Source organism: Gammaproteobacteria bacterium, assembly GCA_013001575.1.
In the GTDB taxonomy this organism is placed as follows: Bacteria; Pseudomonadota; Gammaproteobacteria; order Steroidobacterales; family JABDMI01; genus JABDMI01.
The window spans coordinates 1-20,538 of record JABDMI010000084.1 but is presented as its reverse complement, the minus strand read 5'-3'; the positions used below and the strand labels follow the sequence as shown (position 1 = coordinate 20,538).

Sequence of the window (20,538 nt, the reverse complement as noted above, 5' to 3'; positions counted from 1 at the left end):
CTTTAACGAACAATACTGCGGGTGCTGTCGGCAAAAAACGCATTAAAAACTTTCAATACATTGTGCTCTTGTGACAATTCAGAAATCCGTAATTTTGCTTCGTCCAGTTTCAGGTCATTGCGGTACAGGAACCGATAGGCTTGCATAATGGCCTTGATCTCTTCCGCGTTAAAACCACGACGCTTTAAACCTTCTTTATTTATGCCACGCGGGCTGGCCGGATGCCCACTGGTCATCACATACGGTGGAACGTCTCGTGAAAGTCCGGTATCAAAGGCCATAAAACTGTGAGTTCCTATCCGTACAAACTGGTGCACCTTGGTAAAGCCGCCAAGTATTGCGTGATCACCAACATGCACATGCCCTGCCAGGGTTGTATTGTTGGCCAAAATCACGTGATCACCAATTTGGCAATCATGCGCTACGTGCACATAGGCCATTAATAAATTGTTATTACCAATGCGGGTGGCAAAAGCATCTTGCGCGGTGCCGCGATTTAGCGAGCAATATTCACGAATTACATTATTATCACCAATGTGCAATTCGGTGGGTTCGCCAGCGTATTTTTTATCTTGGGGAGCGTCGCCAATACACGCGAATGAGAATATATGATTGAGCTTGCCGATGCGTGTTGGACCTTTGATCACGACATGCGGCTCAATAATGCTCTCGGCCCCAATAGAAACATTCGCACCAATGATTGCATAAGCACCTATCTTGGCGCTGGGATGAATGTCGGCACTTGGATCAATAATAGCGCTAGGGTGAATATTTTCTACTGTATTCATGAGGATATTGTTAATTGGTTATTCGGAATTATATAGTCGTGGGAGCACACATTAATTCGGCGCTGGCAGCCAATTGTCCATTCACACTGGCTGTTGCTTCAAATTTCCAAATGCTGCGTCTGCGCTTGATCAGTTTTGCATTAATAATGATCTGGTCACCTGGTCCGACCTGACGCTTGAAACGCGCTTTATCGATACCGGCAAATACATACAAGGTATTTCCATCCGGAGCAGCGCCTACAGTTTTAAAGGCCAGAATGCCGGTTGCCTGCGCCATGGCTTCGATAATCAACACTCCTGGCATTACCGGTCGCTGGGGAAAATGGCCGGTAAAAAACGGCTCGTTTATAGTGACATTTTTGAGTGCCGTGATCGACTCACCGGGATGGCAAGCTGTTACCTTATCTACTAATAGCAAGGGATAACGGTGTGGCAATTGTTTCAGGATATCGTGAATATCCATGCTTAGAACATCTTGATCAGATTTATTTTCCATGCCAAGTCCCCAGAATACTTGTATATTTACTTGTTGAGTTCAAGTTGATCTTATTTATCTTTTTCCAGTTTTTTGATGCGCTTGGCCAATTCATTCAAACGCTTGAACTGTGCCACATTACGCATCCACTCTTTTGCTCCGGCAAATGTAAAACCACCGGCGCCACTGTAAACTCCCTTTTCAGTGATTGATGAAGTGATGACAGTACTTGAATTGATAATTACATCATCACAGATCTCTATATGTCCAACAAAACCTGCGCGACCACCGATCATGCAGCGTTTACCGATTGTGGTACTGCCTGAAATACCTGTACAGGCTGCAATAACCGTGTGTTCACCAATGCGTACATTATGGCCTATCTGGATCAGGTTATCGAGCTTCACGCCATTCTCAATTACAGTATCTTCAAGTGTACCTCTGTCTACAGTGGTGTTGGCTCCGATCTCGACACTATTTCCGATGAGCACATTTCCGATCTGGGGAATTTTGACAAACCCGTCTACATCCGGAGCTTGACCAAAACCGTCTCCCCCAATAACAACACCGGAATGAATTATACAATCTGATCCAAGCATTGAACCATGCTGAATAGTCACATTAGGTGCGATTGTGCAGTTATTACCTAGTGTGACGTTTTTGCCAATAAAACTGTTGGCAGCGATGGAAACGTTTTCACCTAATTGAACATTTTCCTCAATCACCACATTTGGCCCGATACAAACTGAATCAGGGATATGCGAGGCCAATATGACGGCAGTTGCATGCACCCCAATTGGAGCACGTTGTGGAGGGTGGAAGAGCTGTGCAATTCGCGCATAAGTTGCGTATGGGTTTGCGCAAACAAGTGCGTCAACAGCACATGAATCAAGCGCATCGCGTTTCAATATAACTGCGCTGGCCTGCGTTAGTCTTAACTCACTCAGGTATTTTTTGTTGGTGAAAAACGAGATATCGCCAGCCGAGGCTGACGATAACGTGGCAATTGAGTTAATTTGCTGAGCGGGATCTCCGCGCAGCTCACAACCAAATTTGACGGCTAACTCACCAAGAGTAAAAGACATGTCAAAATGAAATTACTAAATTAACGTAAGCGGGCCAAAACTTTATCTGTAATGTCCAGTGCGGCTTTGGCATAAATAACACCTTCGCTCAATACCAGATCATAACCCTGTTCCTGCGCCAGACCATTTACCTGAGTCATCAGAGTTTTGTTTAGCTCACCAAGTTTTTCATTTCGCTTTAAATTGAACTCTTGCAGTAATTGCTTTTCTTTGGCATTAAATTCAATCTGCTTATTGCGAAACTCTTCAGATTTGGCACGCTTTTGATCATCACTCATCACATCGAAATCGCGCTCGACTTGTTGTTTAAGTGCAATTAATTCCTGCTCGACCTCTTTTTGTTTTGCCTTTAACTGGGCTGCTTTTGACTCGTACTCTTTCTGGATCGCGGCTGTTGCCGTTTTAACCTGTGGAGCTTCTGCCAATAGGCGTGGGAAATTTACCACTGCGATTTTTACTTCCGCTTGAACGGCAATTGATGTACCAAGCATGATACTTAACAGTGCGAAGATAACTAACTTTTTCATAATTTACTCTCTAAAAATAAAACAAATTAAACTGATTGTGAATAGGATCAAAAACCCTGACTAATATTGAATTGCAGGCGTTCTACATCATCACCAACAAAATCATGTAATGGATAACCGTAACTCAACCCGATCAAACCCATTGGCGAAAGCCACTCCACTGAGACACCGGCCGAGGCACGAAAGTTCTCGATATCGAATTTTACGTCTTGACGGGGAAACAAATGTGAATTCCCTTGATAGAAAACACCTCCAGCATCCGCAAATATACTGTAGCGCATAGTGCCCTTAACTTTCTCTGGCACGGGCAAATACAAGTCTAAGCTATTGATTACCCTGAGGTTTCCTCCAAATGGAAAACCATTCGTATCTCGCGGTCCTAAATAGCTTTCCCTGAAGCCACGCACATTCACAGAATTACTGGAAAACAGATTATTTGAAGGTGGTAGCATCGTGGTGTCACCATAATCTTCTGCAAAGGCAAAATCTCCGGTGTATTTCAGGGTAATGCTGTTGCCAATTGGGAAGTATCGAAGATACTGAAATGCGGCTGAATAGAACTCAACATCGCTACCCGGAATTGATCCTGACAAATTTGCACTGATCTGTTGACCACGAGTCGCAAATAGATAGTTATTCAGACTATTGTAGTTATAACCCAAAGACAACTGGAAATTATTATAGTCCGTACCAAAAATTGGAATATTTATCTCAGACTGTGTGAAGGGATTAAATAAACTTACATTGCGTTCAAATGGATCGCCATTTTGTGTGACGAACTCCAACTGTTGTCGGGAACTTTGTGAACTGGTAAGCAAACGGTTTACAGAATAACTACCACCAAACCTGAAACTGGAAAGTTCAGATAATGGATAACCGTAGATCAGAGACAATTGTCCGTTCTCACTTTCGATATCCGAACTACTTCGGGTAAATGCGCTGGACTTAAAGTATGACAAGCCGATTGATCGACTAACACCATTGTCGGTGTAATAAGGATTTGTGTATGAAGTGCTTAAGCCTTTGCGAAAATCACTGATCGACACGTTTGTTGCTACATTATTACCGGTTCCAAAGAAGTTGGTGTTGGTAAAACCCCCACCAAATATCAGCCCACTGGTGTCAGAATAACCCGCACTCAAGTTAAAATCACCTGGTTGGCCAGGCTCGATTTTTACAATGACATCCACTCTGTCTGCTTTACCGGGAACCGGCACGGTATCAATTTCGGCGGATTTCACATATGGAAGACGCTGTAGACGAAATTTGGTTCGTTCAACATTTTCCAATGGCCCGCCTTCATAAAACCTCAATTGACGACGCAAGACTTCGTCATAGGTGCCTGACAAGCCTTCTATCACCACGGTGTTTACAAACACTTTTTTACCAGGCTTGATAAGCATAGTGAAATCGGCAATTTTGGCTTCTTTATTCAGTGTTGGTATCGGTTCCGCCTCAGCATTGGCATATCCCATATTGCCCAATATTGTTGTCGCATATTCAGAAATGCCCTCTAGTTTACCGAATGAAAAAATTTCACCTTCGAGCGCATCGAGGAGTTTTTGGATGCCTTCTGAACTTAATATTTCACCTTCGTTTATCAAGCTTGCTTTTCCGAAGTTATATAAATCCCCTTCAAATACATCAATAGTCAAGAATATCGACTTTTTATCCGGTGATATTGTGACCTGTAAATTCTCAATGGCAAATTCGGCGTAACCATTGTCCAAATAGAACGAGCGTAGAGTTTCAATGTCACCGTTGAGGGTTTGTTTGGAAAAATTATCGTCGCTGCGAATAAAAGATAACAAGTTTGTTGACTTGGTCTCCATTTGATCACGCAAAACCTCATCAGAAAAGACCGTATTACCTGTAAAATTAATGGCCTTGATCTTGCTGTAATCGCCCTCTTTGATCTCAATATCAATGTCAACCGTATTATTTCCGAGATCTTTTATTTTGGCCTCGATCTCGGCGGAATACTTTCCCTGATCGTAGTAACCGCTTTTAAGGGCGGATTCAATCTCGTTAACAATGTTTTTCTTTAATGGACGACCTTTGGAAATACTGGACTGTACGAGTGATGATTCAATGTCTTCATCTTTAATGGCCTTATTGCCTTCTACATCCACTGAACTGATCACAGGACGCTCTTTGATACGCACGACCAGAACATCGCCTTCGCGTTCAAACTGGATGTCATCAAACAGTTCTGTTCGATACAAGGCACGAATTGCTCGCGACATACGGGCACGACTAACTGTTTCACCGGGATTGATCCCCAGATACGTTAATACAGTGCCTTCTTCAAGACGCTGCATGCCCTCGACACGAATGTCACGAATTGTAAAATCTTCGGCGATAACCGTTGTTGTGGTCAGCAGGGTTGCTGCCAGTAACAAGATCAGTTTTTTCATTATTATCCCAAGACAGAAATTATTCAGTTTCTATACCGTAATTACCCTCAATTAAAAGAGTAAACGCTCAATGTCATTATAAATAGCCAATCCCATGATCAAGACAATGCTTAATATTCCCGCGTACTGGAAGAGCAATTCAGTCCGCAATGAGACTGGAGAGCCTTTCACAAGTTCCATTAGGTTAAACACGATCTGACCGCCATCCAACATGGGCACCGGAAGCAAATTTACGATTCCCAAAGCAATACTTATCAAGGCGAGAAATTTTATAAAGTAATCCAAGCCCAGTTGGATCGATGTACCCGCTTGTTCAGCAATACTAAATGGCCCACTCAGGTTTTTGACTGAAACTTTACCCAACACCATCTCCCTGAACATTTTCAGACTCAGGGCACTCATTGCATAGGTACTTTTGCAGGCTTGAACGAAACTGGCTATTGGGCCATAACGCACCTTGGTGCGCATTTGTTCAAAAACGTCTTGTGGCATCCGTAATGACGCGCCAATTATACCTATGTTCTTGTCATTTATAAGCTTTTCAGACACTTTCAGGGTCACACGACGCTCTGTGTTGTGCCTTTCGACGAGAAGACTAACCGACTGATTGGGCATTTTCTGAATGTCGCTGATGAAACTTTGCACACTTGTGACTTTCTGGTTGTTCAAGGCAAGGATTTTGTCTCCCTTTAGTAACCCAGCCTGGGCCGCTGCTGTGTCGTCTTGTATTGCCGCAATCTCGGGAGAATACTCAGGCAGCCATATCTGGATACCAAGGCCTTGCAGCAACATCCTGGAGTCATCCATTTTGGCAACTTCAGGACTTACCGCAACAGAGATTCTTCGCGAAATATTATTGCGTTCGACTGTCAGGTTTAACTCGTCTGAGCTGATCACACCATCAACCAGATTTAGCACCAGGTCTTCAAAAGCGCGCACCGCATGACCATTTACATGCGTGACGCGATCACCTGATTGCAATCCCGCAGTGGCGGCCGGACTGTCTTTTGTTGTGGGTGTAACATAGGTGGTGTAATCGGATACGCCGATCATAAACAATAGATAAAAAGCCAGAATCGCGAAAATGAAATTTGCAGCTGGGCCCGCTAGTAAAATCCAGATACGAGACCAGGGTGACTGGCGGGTAAACGCTCGCGGTAAATCTCCGGCAGGAATGTTGTCGTCAAAACGCTCATCCAGCATTTTGACGTAGCCACCCAAGGGTAATGACGAAATGACAAATTCGGTGTCAGAATTTTCAGGTTTCTTTCGCCACAATGGCCGACCAAAACCAATTGAAAAACGCTTGACCATGACGCCAAATTTTTTTGCTACCCAATAATGACCGTATTCATGAATTGCAACCAGTACAGTAATTGCAATTAAGAATGCCGGGATTGCGATTAATAACTGAGGAAGCATATGATCTAGATGTTAGCTGGTAAGTGTTTGCTTGTTGCGACTCTGGCATCAGCGTCCAGGTCCAGAATATCATGCAATGAAGCAACACTTGCTGAACGCATTTCCTGCATAACAGTTTTAACAATTTGTGCGACTTGAAGAAAATTGATGCGCTTATGCAAAAACGCATCTACACAGACCTCGTTCGCTGCATTCATGACCGTAGGCAGCACTTTAGCGTCACTCGCTGCAAGGCGGGCCAACTCAAGTGCAGGAAATCGGTCTGAACATGGCGGCATAAAATCCAGCTGTGCAATTTTAAAGATATCCATTGCCTGTGTACCACTACTAATGCGTTGCGGGAAACCCAGCCCATAGGAGATTGGTATGCGCATATCGGTGCTACCCAATTGTGCGAGGATGCTGCCATCGATGTATTCAACCATTGAGTGCACAATGCTTTGCGGATGTATCACCACTTGTACTTGTTCCGGTGCAACTCCAAACAACAAACACGCTTCTATCAATTCCAGACCTTTGTTCATCATGGTGGCAGAATCGACCGAGATCTTTCGCCCCATACTCCAGCGCGGATGTGCGCAAGCCTGATCGACAGTGATTGTGTCAAATGTGTCCAGCGGTCTATGTAAAAATGGTCCACCTGATGCAGTTAACAGAATTTTCCTTACACTGGCATCGGCTTGACCTAATCTGCGGGCTTGATGGGCTACCGGATGACACTGAAATATCGCATTGTGTTCACTGTCTAGCGGAATTAACTCAGCATTATTATTGCGCACCGCTTCAAGTAAATATTGTCCCGCAATGACCAAAGACTCTTTATTGGCCAAAAGAATTTTTTTACCAGCCGTGGCTGCGGCCATAGTAGACGATAATCCTGCAGCACCAACGATAGCAGCGATTATTATATCAACGTCGTCATGCGCTGCAATTTGGTCAAGTGCTCCGCTCCCAGCGAGCACCTGTGTGCCCGACATAGCATGAGTTAGCAGATCTTGCAGGACTGCCGCTGCGTCAGCATCGGCCATTACAGCAAATTCCGGTTTATATTGTTTGCATAACGCAAACATTTTATCGGCATTCTCATTGGCGCTTAAGGCATAAACCGAAAAAGCGTCGGGATGCTTGCTGATCACTGATAAACTGGATTCACCGATACTTCCAGTGGCTCCTAATATACAAACGGATTTTTTTTCACTTTTGTACATCTACTACAACACAACCAGACAAAGTACATAAAATACAACTCCGGCACTCAAACTGTCTACGCGATCAAGCACGCCACCATGTCCTGGTAAAAATACACCACTGTCCTTAACACCGGCATTGCGCTTAAACATGCTTACCGTCAAATCACCCACAATAGAACTGAAAACTACGGCGATAGCAACAGGAATATATTGCTTTAAAGCATCTCCCCAGCCAATTCCAAGTAAGTAATTTGCCGCTAAAATGGCGACAAGCGTTGCGAGAATAAACCCTCCATAGGCGCCTTCACGCGTTTTACCGGGACTCACATGCGGTGCCAATTTGCTTTTACCCAGGGACTTACCTGAAAAATACGCGCCTACGTCGGCTGCCCATATGATCAGCAGCAGAGTTAACACATGCCAAAGGTCTTTTTGGGTCAATAAATAATCGAACCCGGCATAACTTGGCACAATGACCATCACACCCGATACCATAATCATTGGTCTGGAGAATTTTGCGGGAAAACGCAAAATCAGAATAAACGCAAATAGCCAAAACAAAATGGCTGAGGCAATCAAGGCATAAACAATGTTGGGTGATAGCAAGTTCAGTGCCACCAACAACATAGGCATTGTGAGGAACAGGCAGTATAAAAATCTTTGTGGGGTTTTTATTTCCGGGCAAAAACCTGCCCATTCCCAAGTACCCAAAGACCAAATCGCCAATACTATCCAGCGTAACTCACGAACCTCAAGAAATACCACTGCGATGGCCAACAACAGAATTGCGATTATGGCGGAAATGACGCGCTTTTTTAACATGCTTGGTCTTCTGTATTGTTGTGATTCAGTTTTTCCATCTCCAATTGCTCGGCTGTTTTACCAAAGCGCCGTTGGCGAGATGAGAAATCTTTTATTGCCTGGTGTAGATGTTGTTGAGAAAAGTCCGGCCAGAGCACGTCAGTAAAATGTAATTCAGCATAAGACAATTGCCACAGCAAAAAATTACTAATGCGTTTTTCTCCGCCGCTGCGAATGAACAGGTCCACGTCATTTTGGCCTGCTGTTTCAGTCGCATTGCTAATATCCATTTCGGTAATATGCTCTTTATCGGATATTTTTCTGACAGCATTCACAATGTCCCAGCGTCCACCATATGAAACGGCAACATTAAAAATTAAACCGGTATTATTTTGTGTTCGCGTTTCAGCTTTAGCCATTCCTTCTTGCAAGGACGAATCCAGGCGCGTGCGATTGCCAATAAAGCGCAAACGAACATTGTTTTTATGCAGCTCTTTGACTTCGGATTGCAAAGCCTGAATAAACAAGCGCATTAAAAAACCGACCTCTTGTTCAGGTCGATTCCAGTTCTCGCTGCTGAAAGCGAACAAGGTGAGACTAGCTACACCAAGTTCACCGCAATAGCGCACAATGTCTCGTGCTACTTCTACGCCTTTTTTATGGCCCACGGTGCGGGCTTTGCCCTGGGCTTTGGCCCAGCGACCATTGCCATCCATAACAATGGCAATATGCTTGGGAATGATCAAACCGGAATCCGACAAGATCAGAATTCCATCAATTCGGTTTCTTTGGATTTGATCAATTCATCGATGTTTTTTACACAATCATCAGTGATCTTCTGTACCTGATCTTGCATACGACGATCATCATCTTCGGAAATTTCCTTCTCCTTGAGCAATTCCTTACTATCACTCAAGGCATCACGACGTATATTGCGTACCGCGATCTTGGCATTTTCACCTTCATTCTTTACCAGCTTGATCATGTCACGACGGCGTTCTTCAGTTAGTGGCGGCAATGGCACGCGAATAACCGTACCTGCAGTTGCCGGATTTAAGCCAAGATCAGCATTCATAATGGCTTTTTCGACCACAGGCACCATGGCTTTTTCCCAGGGGCTGACCATTAAGGTGCGCGCGTCTTCCACTGAAATATTCGCAACTTGATTCAAGGGCATTTCGCTGCCGTAATAATCAACCTTGAGATGATCAAGCAAAGAAGTATTGGCACGCCCGGTACGCATTTTTTTCAATTGTTGTTTGAGTGACTCAATGCTTTTTTGCATGCGTTGTGAAGCATCGGATTTAATTTCATCTAACATGTGTCTCTCCAATTGAATATTAAAATTTATCTGTTCTTATGTTTAATTATTTTACGTGAAATGTTTTTTCTTTTTAATTATTGGTATTACTCACTAAAGTTCCCACATCCTCACCGAGCATGATGCGTTTCAAATTACCGTGTTCATAAATATTAAACACCCTGATATCAAGATTATTATCTCTGCACATCACCATAGCTGTAGTATCCATAACACCGAGTTTATTATTGATCGCATAATCATAGTCCAGGGAATCGAACATGGTAGCAGCAGAGTCTTTTTTAGGATCAGCCGTGTAAACACCGTCTACCTTGGTTGCTTTCAATAACAGATCCGCTCCAATTTCAATGGCACGTAAACTTGCCGCACTGTCTGTGGTGAAAAATGGACTACCGGTTCCAGCCGCGAATATCGTTACACGCTTTTTTTCCAAATGCCGTACGGCGCGACGTCGGATGTAGTCTTCACACACTTCGTTAATGCGAATGGCCGACATTACTCTGGCAGTAATGCCAACACTTTCGAGAGAATCTTGCATAGCCAGGGCATTGATTACCGTGGCCAACATACCCATGTGGTCACCGGTAACTCTGTCCATACCCGAGCGCGCTAGACCCTCGCCACGGAAAATATTGCCGCCGCCAATGACCAGGGCAATTTCCACGCCCAACTCACTAAGCTCTTTTATTTCGAGCGCTATGCGTTTTAGCATTTGCGGGTCAATGCCATAGTCGGTATTCCCAAGCAAGGCTTCGCCACTGAGCTTAATTAAAATGCGCTGATATTGGGTGGCAGGCGTGGAACTGTCGTCGGACATAATAGACCTTATCAAATATGTTATTAATCAATGAGTTAAAAGAATTTTCTAAATCTTTTGCTCACAAAAAACCCCGCCAAAAGCATGCTTTCGCGGGGCTTGGCTGTCGCCATTCTAGCAAAAGAGCCAGACGCCGACAGACTTGCTTTGAGATCAGTTAATAATTAGCTGGCGCGAACCTGAGCCATCACTTCATCTGCAAAATTCTCTTCTTTTTTCTCAATGCCTTCACCCACTTCGTAACGTACAAATCCGGTGACCTTGGCACTGTTTTGCGACAACAGTTTTCCAACCGTGGTATCAGGATCCTTCACAAAGGCTTGACCATCGAGCGTGATCTCGGCCAGGAACTTGCGTACACGACCTTCAACCATTTTCTCTACAATATTTTCAGGCTTGCCTTCACCTTTGGCTTGCTCGATCAGAATTTCGCGTTCTTTATTGAGCACTTCCGCGGGCACATCGTCCGCACTGATGAACTGAGGACGACTTGCCGCAATATGCATAGCAACATCACGTGCCACTTCGTCATCTCCACCTTCGACGGCGACCAGAACAGAAATACGTTTGCCGTGCGCATAATGAGCAATGCGATCGTTCGATTCCAGAATCTCAAAACGGCGTACATTCATGTTCTCGCCAATTTTGGCAATTAAAGCACGGCGAGTTGTTTCCAGACTTTCGCCATCAACTTCGATAGCCAGTAATTCCTCAACACTCGCCGGACGATTCGCCAAAACTGCATCTGTTACTTTTTTGGTTAGGCCGCCAAACTCTTCACCACCAGAGACAAAATCTGTTTGGCAGTTAACTTCCACCAGGGCAGCCGTTTTACCGTCAGCTGATGCGGCATAACCGATCAGGCCTTCAGCAGCTACATTGCTGGCTTTTTTGTCGGCTTTTGCCAAACCGGTTTTACGCAGATGCTCAACTGCCAACTCCATATCACCGCCGACTTCCTTGAGTGCCTTTTTGCACTCCATCATGCCTGAGCCTGTACGCTCACGCAGCTCTTTAACCATTGCTGCTGTAATAGCCATAACAATTACCTCAAATAATTTTTAAATACTCGCCGGACTAAACCCGGCGAATAGGGTTTTTAAATGTTGTGAATTTATAAAGAAAGATTTAAAGCCAAAGAATTATTCTTCTTCTTTTGCTTCAGTATCGGCCTTTTTCAGCACGACTACTTTTTTCTTCTCAACTTTAGATTTACCACGTGCCGCTTTTTTAGCGGGTGCTTTTTTAGCAGTAACCCGTTTTTTAGGTTTACCGTCAGCGTCCAGTTCAACAAACTCGTCGTCACCGATCAAGTCAGGCATTGATGTTTTGCCTTCAAGGACGGCATCGGCAACTCCTTCAAGATACAACTGGATAGCACGCATGGCATCATCGTTACCCGGAATAACGTAATCCACGTCTTCAGGGTGATTGTTTGAATCAACCACAGCGACCACCGGGATACCCAATACCTTGGCTTCTTTTACGGCGATGTTCTCATTACCGTTATCAACCACAAACAACAGATCAGGCAAGGAGTGCATATCTTTAATGCCACCTAAAGTCTTGTCGAGCTTTTCGCGCTCACGACTCAGGTTAAGCACTTCTTTTTTATGCAAACCTTCGTAGGTATTTTCTTCAGCCATGGATTCCAGGTCTTTAAGACGCTTAATGGATTGCTTCACGGTTTTGAAGTTGGTGAGCATGCCACCCAACCAGCGATGGCTGACAAAAGGCATGCCACAACGAACGGCTTCTTTTTTGATGAGATCGCGGGCAGCGCGTTTGGTGCCGACGAACATGACCTTGCCACCGTCTGCCACAACGTTTTTCACGAAGGTACAAGCTTCGTTGTACATTGGCAGGGTTTTTTCAAGGTTGATGATATGGATCTTGTTACGTTTGCCAAAAATGTATGGGGCCATTTTCGGGTTCCAGTAACGGGTTTGATGACCGAAGTGCACTCCGGCCTCCAGCATTTGGCGCATGGATACGTTAGACATTTTATTCTCCTAAGGGTTATGCCTCCGCAGCCCCCAATCTGTAACCAAATAATTTCTTAATAAAATCAAGAAGTTATTCAGCACCCAACAAATTGTGACGGACCACGTGTGTGATTAATTATTACTCAGCGGAATACCACTGAGGCGGCATTATGCAGCAGGAGCGAGGTAAGTACAACAGCCAAACGGGCTTTATTTCAAGATTCTTTTTGCACCGCAACAGTAGCCCGTAAGTTATTGTCATTGAATCAAATTTTTAACCAGTCTGACTACGGCGTGAGCATTTTGCTGGAATGCAATGAATGGTGTTAGGAATTTGTGAGATGTAGCCTGATCTTTATGAGAGAGACTGATTCCCGGAAAGGCAAGAAAGATTTATTATTCCCAAAAATATCAGTAAGTTACGTACTCAGGTCTAATTACTATAAAATGCTGCACTCACAGCAAAACTATAACCGATTTACACAGGCAACAAGACCGCATGAGCATACATATAAAAAATGAACAAGAACAAGACAAAATGCGGATTGCCGGCAAGGCCACAGCTTCTGTGCTGGATATGATCAGCGAGCACGTGAAGCCGGGAGTAACGACTGGTGAACTGGATCTTGTGTGCTATCAATACATTACCAAAGAATTAAAAGCCATTCCTGCCCCGCTCAACTACCGCGGATTTCCCAAATCAATTTGTACCTCGGTGAATCACGTGGTGTGTCATGGCATCCCTGGCCAGAAAAAACTCAAAAACGGAGACATAGTTAATATAGACATCTCCTGCATTGTTGACGGCTGGCATGGCGACACCAGTCGCATGTTTCATGTGGGTAAACCCACCATCAAGGGGCAACGACTGGTCGATATCACTCACGCCGCCATGAAACGTGGTATTCAATTGGTAAAACCCGGTGTGCGTCTGGGTGACATTGGTCACGCCATTCAACAATTTGCCGAATCACAGAACTGTTCCGTCGTTCGAGAATATTGTGGTCATGGCATCGGCAAAGAATTTCATGAAGACCCGCAAGTTTTGCATTATGGCAAACCCGGCACTGGCGAAGAACTGATCGCTGGCATGACCTTCACCATAGAACCCATGATCAACCTCGGAAAGCGCGATGTAAAACTCTTACCGGATGGCTGGACCGTGGTCACCAAAGATCACTCGCTGTCAGCACAATGGGAACACACAATTCTAGTCACCGATGATGGACATGAAGTGTTAACTCTGGGTGCATCTGGCGAAATATAAACCGGACTTAGCCATGTCTTACCCGAGCACACTGGTCACTGCCTGCAAGACCAAAATTCAAGAGTTAAGAAGCTCACAAAAAGCCTCTTTTGAACAGACCGATGACGTGTCTGATCTACTCAAACAGGCATCCGACACCGTTGATGCAGTGCTTATCGATTTATGGCTGCATTACTTTTCACAGCATCAAGATATCCAAACCCCGTCACTGATCGCAACCGGCGGATACGGACGTGCTGAATTGCATCCCGGCTCAGACATCGACTTGATGATCCTGTTACCAAAAAAACACGATAAAGTCATCGAAGGCCCAATCGCCGAGTTTTTAACGATCCTGTGGGACATCGGTCTGGAAGTTGGTCACAGTGTGCGAAATTTAAAACAAGCGGTAACAACAAGTAAAAATGACATAACCATCGCAACATCACTTCAAGAAGCGCGTTTGATCATTGGTGACAAAGCTCTTTTTGCCGATATGCAAAAGGCAACCGGCCCTAAAAAACTCTGGTCCTCGAAAAAGTTTTTTCAGGCTAAACTGGAAGAACAACAAGCACGCCATCAGCGATACCGAGAAACCACCTACAACCTCGAACCCAATATCAAAGGCAATATCGGAGGCCTGCGTGACTTGCAAGTCATAGCCTGGGTTTTGAAACGGCATTACGACGCCAATTTACTGGAAGAACTGGTCGGCCTGGGATTCCTTACCCGTTCCGAGTTTGAACAACTCGACGCCGCGAAAAAGTTCTTATGGAAAATTCGCTTTGCCTTGCACTTGATCAATGGCGGCCGCGAAGACCGTTTGTTATTTGACAATCAGTTAAAGATCGCCGAGCAACTGGGCTATCGAGGCAATGATTCGCGTAAACCGGTAGAAGTATTTATGCGTGATTATTATCGTACTGCGCAAACTCTCGCACGTCTGAATCATATGCTATTGCAAATGTTTCGCGAAGATATCCTGGAACAAAAAAGTCGACCTACAAAACGCCAGATCGACAAGCAACTGCAAAGTCGCAATGATTACCTCGATCTCAGTTATGAAAATGCCTTTGTGGATGACCCAGGATTAATTTTACGCATATTCAATGTGTGGCAAACCCAAGAAAAGCTACGCGGAATCACGGCACGCACCAATCGCAAATTGCATGAAGCTTTGGATTACATTGACGATGACTTTCGTAATGACGAGACCAATAAACAGAATTTTATGGATCTGTTTAAACACCCTAGCCGGATTTACAATACCTTGTCACGCATGAACCGGCATAAAGTACTTGGTTTGTTTTTGCCGGTGTTTGGGAAGATCGTCGGGCACATGCAATTCGATCTGTTTCATGCCTACACCGTGGATGCGCATATTCTGTTTGTTATAAAGGAACTGGAAGCCTTGTTAACCGGTGAACACGAAGATCCGCTCCTGATCAAAGCTGCGGCGGCTATTGATAAGCCTGAAATATTGTTACTCTCCGGCTTATTTCATGACATTGCCAAAGGCCGTGGTGGCGACCATTCCACCTTAGGCGCCTCGGATGTTGTGCAGTTTGTGAAAAATTATGCGCTGGATGAAAACGACGGAGAATTGTTACGCTGGTTGGTCGAGCAACATTTATTCTTATCGGTGACCGCACAGAAAAAAGACATTGACAACCCGGCCGTGATCCAGGAGTTTGCCGAAGTGGTGCAAAATCAACGTAATCTGGATTATCTTTATTTGCTCACCCTGGCCGACATAAAAGGCACCAACCCGGAACTCTGGAATCAGTGGAAAGCCGTACTCTTTGCCAAGTTGTATCACTATACCGCCGCTTATTTTGCCCAGCAAGTTCCCAGTGCCGATGAGCATTTACGTGCGAAAAAATCAGACGCTTTACAAAAACTCAAAGACGAGCACAGCAAAGCGCAAGTGGAAAGCATCTGGCAGGTTCTGGATGATGACTATTTTTTGCGTCATAGCCCCGGTGAAATTCGCTGGCACACCCGGGTCTTGCTTACCGAGAAAAAATTCCCATTACTGTCGATCCGCAGACAAAGCACCCGGCATATTACTTCTTATAATGAGAAAAAAGCCCTGGATATTTTTGTGGTTGCTTCTTACGACTCAAAATTATTCAGCAAAATCTGTGTGGCACTGGACTCACTGAATTTGAATATCACCAGCGCTAAACTGTTTCGCAATTCCAAACTCGTCAATGATTCCGATTCCCTGGCCCTGACCTTCCGGGTTAAAGAAACCCGTGAAGACATTTTGATCGATGAAGCCAGAAAGCAACAGGTTTTTGATACTCTGCAAAAAACATTGCACTCGGATGCCCAGTATCAATTAGTGACAAATCGCATAACCCGACAAATGCGGCTGTTCTCCAGACCATCTTCGATCAGATTTGATAGTGACCCAAGCACCAGCCAGACCATACTGGAATTGGACACCCTGGACCGTCCTGGTTTGATGGCAATGGTGAGTTATTGTTTCGCACAACTCAATATTGACGTAAATCTTGCTAAAATCATGACCATTGGAGAAAGTGCGGAAGATGTATTTTATTTGACGGATAAAAAACAGCATGCGCTCAGCCCGAAATTACAAAGAGAATTGGCTGATCTCATACAAGCAACTCTGGACCATAAACAAAAGAATAAGATCAACGTAATCAATATATAAATTTAAAAGGCTATCTAATGTCAGACCCGATTCAAATTATTCAAAATGCATTCGAAAATCGCGCCAGTATTACTCCGGACAACGCTTCAGTAGAAGTAAGAGGCGCGGTCAATGCAACCATTGCAAGGCTCAATAGTGGTGATCTTAGAGTTGCAGAAAAAGTAGATGGTGAGTGGACAGTTAATCAATGGGCAAAAATGGCCGTGTTATTGAACTTCCGTTTGCACAATAACCGTGTACATGAGGCTGGCTACAGCAAGTTCTACGATAAAGTTGACATGAAGTATGCGAACTATTCTGAAGAAAAATTTAAAGCCGAAGGTGTTCGTGTAGTACCACACGCTATTGTACGTAATGGTGCCTATGTGGCTAAGAACACGGTACTCATGCCCTGCTACATCAATGTGGGCGCCTATGTAGACGAAGGCTGCATGATCGATACCTGGGCAACAGTCGCTTCGTGTGCGCAAGTTGGAAAAAATGTCCACATCAGTGGTGGCGCTGCGTTGGGCGGTGTACTCGAACCATTGCAAGCCAATCCTACTATCGTGGAAGATAATTGTTTCATTGGAGCACGTTCGGAAATTGTTGAAGGCGTGATCGTAGAAGAAAATTCGGTAATTTCCATGGGTGTATTTATTGGACAAAGCACCAAGATCTACAATCGCATGACCGGTGAGATCACTTATGGACGCGTCCCGGCCGGGTCAGTGGTAGTGAGTGGCAATCTGCCCAGCAAAGACGGCAAATACAGCTTGTATTGTGCGATTATCGTCAAGCAGGTTGATGCCGGCACGCGTAAAAAAGTTTCAGTCAATGAACTTCTTCGCGCCATCGACTAAGACGAGCAGAATAAACAATGACAATTAAATTACTCGGCATCAAGAATTGCGACACCGTTCGCAAAGCGCGTAATTGGCTAAAAGCTCATGACATTGAATTTGAATTTCAGGATATTCGTGATGAGGTACTTAGTAAAAAAGAATGGACCGAGATCGTTAAGAATGCCGACTCCGATAAAATAGTCAATACACGTGGTACGAGTTGGAGAAAACTTTCGGACACCGAAAAAGACACTTCCTCCAACGCAAAAATAATAAATCTTTTGTCCGAGCATCCAACCGTAATGAAACGCCCCTTACTGATTTCTGGAAAAACCTATCACATTGGCTTTAAGCCTGATGAATACGAGAAACTATTTGCATAATGACTTCTGCGACCCTCCAACTGACAAAGGAACTCTTACGATGCGAATCCTTGACACCGCAAGATGCTGGCTGCCAGCAAATCATTGCAGCGCGTTTGGAAAAGTTGGGGTTTGTGATCGAATCTGTCGTGATTCAAGACGTGACCAATCTTTGGGCTTTTCGTCCCGCTGATACGCAAACTGATGATTCGGGACTTCTGTGCTTTGCCGGTCATACCGACGTAGTGCCAACGGGTCCGCTGGAACAATGGAAGCATGCACCTTTTGCTGCGGTGACAGAAAACGGCGTTCTGCACGGACGGGGTAGCGCGGACATGAAAGGTGGACTGGCCGCCATGCTTACCGCTGTGGAGTCATTTTTGCAGGAAGTGCATAAACTCGAGCACGCGTTGGCTTTTTTAATCACTTCGGATGAAGAAGGCCCTTCGCAATTTGGCACCAAAGCCATGATGCCCTGGCTTGCAAACCGAGATATTCAGATTGACTGGTGCATAATTGGCGAACCCTCCTCATCCAAACGCATCGGAGATGTAATCCGCATTGGACGACGCGGTTCCTTAACTGGCTATTTGACCATCAAAGGTATTCAAGGCCACGTCGCGTATCCTGAAAAGGCTCAAAACGCGATATCAAACTCTCTAAAAACCCTGCAAGCCATTGATGAGATTGACTGGGACACGGGCTCGAATGAATTTCCGCCAAGCAGCTTACAGATCGCCCAGATCCATGCCGGCGAAGCGGACAATGTCATACCCGGTGAACTCAAAGCACATTTCAATTTACGCTATAACAATTTGCACACCTATGAAAAAATTCAGGAACACATCGAAAAAATATTCAATGCTGCGGATCTGACTTATGTGCTGGAATGGCATTTATCCGGCGAACCCTTTTTAACCGACCGCACAAGCAAATTGGTGCAAGCCACGGTTAACGCGATTAAACAGACCACTGGAATGGAAACGGATTGCTCCACCGGCGGTGGCACATCGGATGGTCGATTTATTGCACCTAGTGGCGCACAGGTAGTTGAATTGGGTTTACTCAATCACAGCATTCATAAAATCGATGAGCATGTAAACGTTTCAGACCTGGATGAACTGCATCAATTGTATTTAGCCGTCATCAAGGAACTGTTCGGGCATTAACAATTTCGGCATTAACAATCCCGAATTAATCCACCTCAAACCAGAATTCGATCTCATCGGTTTCTTCATCAAAGCGGGCGGCATGTTCTTGATTGGCTGGCACGTGATACCAGTCGCCCGCCCGATAGCGACTTTCTTCACCATCCATCGTCAATATCAATTCACCACGCGTGATCACCCCGTAATTATCGGTAGTGTGTGTATGTGGTTCAACTTCTAATCCGGCCGGATACGATGCAAATAATACCTTTGCCCCATCGGCAGCCAGTTGATAGGCATCAAAACGGCCATCGTATATTGGGAGTTGTTTGATACGGTCAGGGTATTTACCGGGCATGTTGCGACTCCTATTGCCAGACTCAGGGTGCCAGCCTTCGCCGGTGTCTCATTTCGATGTTACCATTCTATCAACCCCTCAACAGGAGCCCATCATGCAACTTGGTATTTCATCCATCAGTTTAGCAGTCAACGACATCCATGCTTCCAAAGCGTTTTATGGAAAACTGGGCTTTTCTCAATTTGCCGGTGACATCAATATGAATTACCTAATCATGCGAAATGGCGATGCCACCATCGGGCTTTTTCAGGGTATGTTTGATAATAACATTCTAACTTTCAATCCGGGTTGGGATGCGCAATGCAATGCACTGGAAAAATTCACCGATGTGCGTGAATTAAAAAAAACATGCATTGAACAAGGACTGGAAATAATCAATGAAACAAATGCCGATAAACAATCCGGGCCAGCAAGTTTTTCTTTAATTGATCCTGACGGGAACCCGGTGTTGATCGATCAGCATGTTTAATTATTTTGCTGTTTCCAGTTTCCTGTAAATATCATCAAGCCCAGCACCACAAACCAGAAAAAGGTCCATTGCGGCATGGTGAACCCAAGAAATTGCCAGTCAATGGTGGAGCAATCTCCGGAGCCTTGAAGCACAAGTTCAAATACTTTAAAAAATGGATAGGTATCCAGTAGATAACTCAGGTCTCCACCACAACTGGTGAAAGGGTCAGGTGGCTGACTTTGAATCCACACATGGCGTCCGGCAATAAAGGCCCCGACTCCACCAGCGATCAAACCAAATAAAGCGTAAACGTAGCGTCCCTTCCCGGCCGGATCATGGATTGCAGCAATCAGAAAAATCAGGCCCAATATAATCATGGCAACGCGTTGAAAAATACACAAATTACAGGGATCGAGTCCGCCGAAGTACTGGGTATACAAGGCATACGCAATGAATGAGAAACATAAAACGAAACCCAGCAGGTTCCAATGGCGACGGGTTATTTTATTGATCGTGTTTAGCATGGTTTAATTGTACATATAAAATTTATTAATAGACATTAGATCCCGGATAAAGAATTCACTTTTTCGGGTATTTACTGGTTTCAATTGTGACACCTGCTGATGGCGTAAAACATC

The 20,538-nt window shown here is 44.7% G+C and carries 21 protein-coding genes; 6 read left to right on the top strand and 15 right to left on the bottom strand.

Going from position 1 to position 20,538, the window contains the following annotated elements; genetic code table 11:
• Positions 1-2: 2 nt before the first annotated feature.
• From lpxA to rpsB, 13 genes are all read right to left on the bottom strand, one after another.
• Positions 3-788 (bottom strand): acyl-ACP--UDP-N-acetylglucosamine O-acyltransferase, encoded by a 786-nt coding sequence (gene lpxA / locus HKN88_07185; protein NNC97841.1) that lies wholly within the window; start codon positions 786-788, stop codon positions 3-5.
• Positions 789-816: 28 nt separating this feature from the next.
• Entirely contained in the window at positions 817-1,251 is a 435-nt protein-coding gene (fabZ, locus tag HKN88_07180) for a 3-hydroxyacyl-ACP dehydratase FabZ (protein NNC97840.1), read from the bottom strand.
• An 83-nt stretch (positions 1,252-1,334) separates the two neighbouring features.
• The gene (gene lpxD, locus HKN88_07175; protein NNC97839.1) at positions 1,335-2,348 is read right to left on the bottom strand and encodes a UDP-3-O-(3-hydroxymyristoyl)glucosamine N-acyltransferase; all 1,014 of its coding nucleotides are present in this window, start codon (positions 2,346-2,348) and stop codon (positions 1,335-1,337) included.
• A gap of 20 nt (positions 2,349-2,368) precedes the next feature.
• The gene (locus tag HKN88_07170) at positions 2,369-2,875 is read right to left on the bottom strand and encodes an OmpH family outer membrane protein (GenBank protein ID NNC97838.1); all 507 of its coding nucleotides are present in this window, start codon (positions 2,873-2,875) and stop codon (positions 2,369-2,371) included.
• Between the two features lie 47 nt (positions 2,876-2,922).
• The gene (gene bamA, locus HKN88_07165; protein NNC97837.1) at positions 2,923-5,292 is read right to left on the bottom strand and encodes an outer membrane protein assembly factor BamA; all 2,370 of its coding nucleotides are present in this window, start codon (positions 5,290-5,292) and stop codon (positions 2,923-2,925) included.
• 51 nt (positions 5,293-5,343) lie between these two features.
• On the bottom strand, positions 5,344-6,714 hold the full coding sequence (gene rseP / locus HKN88_07160; protein NNC97836.1) for an RIP metalloprotease RseP: 1,371 nt from the start codon (positions 6,712-6,714) through the stop codon (positions 5,344-5,346).
• A 5-nt stretch (positions 6,715-6,719) separates the two neighbouring features.
• Entirely contained in the window at positions 6,720-7,922 is a 1,203-nt protein-coding gene (locus HKN88_07155; protein ID NNC97835.1) for a 1-deoxy-D-xylulose-5-phosphate reductoisomerase, read from the bottom strand.
• A 3-nt stretch (positions 7,923-7,925) separates the two neighbouring features.
• Entirely contained in the window at positions 7,926-8,726 is an 801-nt protein-coding gene (locus HKN88_07150) for a phosphatidate cytidylyltransferase (GenBank protein ID NNC97834.1), read from the bottom strand.
• Positions 8,720-9,421, bottom strand: coding sequence for a di-trans,poly-cis-decaprenylcistransferase (gene uppS / locus HKN88_07145; protein ID NNC97833.1), 702 nt, complete (start codon positions 9,419-9,421; stop codon positions 8,720-8,722). The genes HKN88_07150 and uppS overlap by 7 nt, the downstream gene beginning before the upstream one ends.
• Before the next feature lie 47 nt (positions 9,422-9,468).
• A complete protein-coding gene (frr, locus tag HKN88_07140; GenBank protein NNC97832.1) occupies positions 9,469-10,026 on the bottom strand; it encodes a ribosome recycling factor in 558 nt (185 codons plus the stop codon).
• Positions 10,027-10,099: 73 nt separating this feature from the next.
• Positions 10,100-10,843 (bottom strand): UMP kinase, encoded by a 744-nt coding sequence (locus tag HKN88_07135; protein ID NNC97831.1) that lies wholly within the window; start codon positions 10,841-10,843, stop codon positions 10,100-10,102.
• A 164-nt stretch (positions 10,844-11,007) separates the two neighbouring features.
• On the bottom strand, positions 11,008-11,883 hold the full coding sequence (locus tag HKN88_07130) for an elongation factor Ts (protein NNC97830.1): 876 nt from the start codon (positions 11,881-11,883) through the stop codon (positions 11,008-11,010).
• 102 nt (positions 11,884-11,985) lie between these two features.
• Positions 11,986-12,846 carry a 30S ribosomal protein S2 gene (rpsB, locus tag HKN88_07125; GenBank protein NNC97829.1) on the bottom strand — a complete coding sequence of 287 codons (861 nt, stop codon included), beginning with the start codon at positions 12,844-12,846 and terminating at the stop codon, positions 11,986-11,988.
• A gap of 481 nt (positions 12,847-13,327) precedes the next feature.
• On the opposite strand from rpsB, the gene map reads away from it, so the two are divergent.
• The 5 genes from map to dapE are packed head-to-tail and all read left to right on the top strand — an operon-like array spanning position 13,328 to position 19,112.
• Positions 13,328-14,095 (top strand): type I methionyl aminopeptidase, encoded by a 768-nt coding sequence (map, locus tag HKN88_07120; protein ID NNC97828.1) that lies wholly within the window; start codon positions 13,328-13,330, stop codon positions 14,093-14,095.
• 13 nt (positions 14,096-14,108) lie between these two features.
• Entirely contained in the window at positions 14,109-16,757 is a 2,649-nt protein-coding gene (gene glnD, locus HKN88_07115) for a [protein-PII] uridylyltransferase (protein NNC97827.1), read from the top strand.
• Positions 16,758-16,774: 17 nt separating this feature from the next.
• On the top strand, positions 16,775-17,599 hold the full coding sequence (dapD, locus tag HKN88_07110) for a 2,3,4,5-tetrahydropyridine-2,6-dicarboxylate N-succinyltransferase (protein NNC97826.1): 825 nt from the start codon (positions 16,775-16,777) through the stop codon (positions 17,597-17,599).
• Between the two features lie 17 nt (positions 17,600-17,616).
• Positions 17,617-17,964, top strand: a complete 348-nt coding sequence (locus HKN88_07105; protein NNC97825.1) for a Spx/MgsR family RNA polymerase-binding regulatory protein — start codon at positions 17,617-17,619, stop codon at positions 17,962-17,964.
• Entirely contained in the window at positions 17,964-19,112 is a 1,149-nt protein-coding gene (dapE, locus tag HKN88_07100; protein ID NNC97824.1) for a succinyl-diaminopimelate desuccinylase, read from the top strand. Before HKN88_07105 ends, dapE begins: the two co-directional genes overlap by 1 nt.
• A gap of 25 nt (positions 19,113-19,137) precedes the next feature.
• Here dapE and HKN88_07095 read toward each other — a convergent pair whose 3' ends face one another.
• Positions 19,138-19,449 carry a cupin domain-containing protein gene (locus HKN88_07095; GenBank protein NNC97823.1) on the bottom strand — a complete coding sequence of 104 codons (312 nt, stop codon included), beginning with the start codon at positions 19,447-19,449 and terminating at the stop codon, positions 19,138-19,140.
• Positions 19,450-19,543: 94 nt separating this feature from the next.
• Here HKN88_07095 and HKN88_07090 point away from each other — a divergent pair, with 94 nt between their 5' ends.
• Positions 19,544-19,918, top strand: coding sequence for a VOC family protein (locus HKN88_07090; GenBank protein NNC97822.1), 375 nt, complete (start codon positions 19,544-19,546; stop codon positions 19,916-19,918).
• Here the strand turns inward: HKN88_07090 and HKN88_07085 are convergent.
• Positions 19,915-20,424 carry a disulfide bond formation protein B gene (locus HKN88_07085; GenBank protein NNC97821.1) on the bottom strand — a complete coding sequence of 170 codons (510 nt, stop codon included), beginning with the start codon at positions 20,422-20,424 and terminating at the stop codon, positions 19,915-19,917. The genes HKN88_07090 and HKN88_07085 overlap by 4 nt on opposite strands.
• Positions 20,425-20,538 lie beyond the last annotated feature (114 nt).

What these genes read in the sequence shown, in the direction of transcription:
- fabZ (NNC97840.1), bottom strand. Translation starts at nt 1,251, where the DNA reads ATGGATATTCACGATATCCTGAAACAATTGCCACACCGTTATCCCTTG.
- HKN88_07135 (NNC97831.1), bottom strand. Translation starts at nt 10,843, where the DNA reads ATGTCCGACGACAGTTCCACGCCTGCCACCCAATATCAGCGCATTTTA.
- HKN88_07155 (NNC97835.1), bottom strand. Translation starts at nt 7,922, where the DNA reads ATGTACAAAAGTGAAAAAAAATCCGTTTGTATATTAGGAGCCACTGGA.
- map (NNC97828.1), top strand. Translation starts at nt 13,328, where the DNA reads ATGAGCATACATATAAAAAATGAACAAGAACAAGACAAAATGCGGATT.
- lpxD (NNC97839.1), bottom strand. Translation starts at nt 2,348, where the DNA reads ATGTCTTTTACTCTTGGTGAGTTAGCCGTCAAATTTGGTTGTGAGCTG.
- frr (NNC97832.1), bottom strand. Translation starts at nt 10,026, where the DNA reads ATGTTAGATGAAATTAAATCCGATGCTTCACAACGCATGCAAAAAAGC.
- HKN88_07150 (NNC97834.1), bottom strand. Translation starts at nt 8,726, where the DNA reads ATGTTAAAAAAGCGCGTCATTTCCGCCATAATCGCAATTCTGTTGTTG.
- dapE (NNC97824.1), top strand. Translation starts at nt 17,964, where the DNA reads ATGACTTCTGCGACCCTCCAACTGACAAAGGAACTCTTACGATGCGAA.
- bamA (NNC97837.1), bottom strand. Translation starts at nt 5,292, where the DNA reads ATGAAAAAACTGATCTTGTTACTGGCAGCAACCCTGCTGACCACAACA.
- HKN88_07105 (NNC97825.1), top strand. Translation starts at nt 17,617, where the DNA reads ATGACAATTAAATTACTCGGCATCAAGAATTGCGACACCGTTCGCAAA.
- uppS (NNC97833.1), bottom strand. Translation starts at nt 9,421, where the DNA reads ATGGATGGCAATGGTCGCTGGGCCAAAGCCCAGGGCAAAGCCCGCACC.
- dapD (NNC97826.1), top strand. Translation starts at nt 16,775, where the DNA reads ATGTCAGACCCGATTCAAATTATTCAAAATGCATTCGAAAATCGCGCC.
- rpsB (NNC97829.1), bottom strand. Translation starts at nt 12,846, where the DNA reads ATGTCTAACGTATCCATGCGCCAAATGCTGGAGGCCGGAGTGCACTTC.
- HKN88_07130 (NNC97830.1), bottom strand. Translation starts at nt 11,883, where the DNA reads ATGGCTATTACAGCAGCAATGGTTAAAGAGCTGCGTGAGCGTACAGGC.
- HKN88_07085 (NNC97821.1), bottom strand. Translation starts at nt 20,424, where the DNA reads ATGCTAAACACGATCAATAAAATAACCCGTCGCCATTGGAACCTGCTG.
- rseP (NNC97836.1), bottom strand. Translation starts at nt 6,714, where the DNA reads ATGCTTCCTCAGTTATTAATCGCAATCCCGGCATTCTTAATTGCAATT.
- glnD (NNC97827.1), top strand. Translation starts at nt 14,109, where the DNA reads ATGTCTTACCCGAGCACACTGGTCACTGCCTGCAAGACCAAAATTCAA.
- lpxA (NNC97841.1), bottom strand. Translation starts at nt 788, where the DNA reads ATGAATACAGTAGAAAATATTCACCCTAGCGCTATTATTGATCCAAGT.
- HKN88_07090 (NNC97822.1), top strand. Translation starts at nt 19,544, where the DNA reads ATGCAACTTGGTATTTCATCCATCAGTTTAGCAGTCAACGACATCCAT.
- HKN88_07170 (NNC97838.1), bottom strand. Translation starts at nt 2,875, where the DNA reads ATGAAAAAGTTAGTTATCTTCGCACTGTTAAGTATCATGCTTGGTACA.
- HKN88_07095 (NNC97823.1), bottom strand. Translation starts at nt 19,449, where the DNA reads ATGCCCGGTAAATACCCTGACCGTATCAAACAACTCCCAATATACGAT.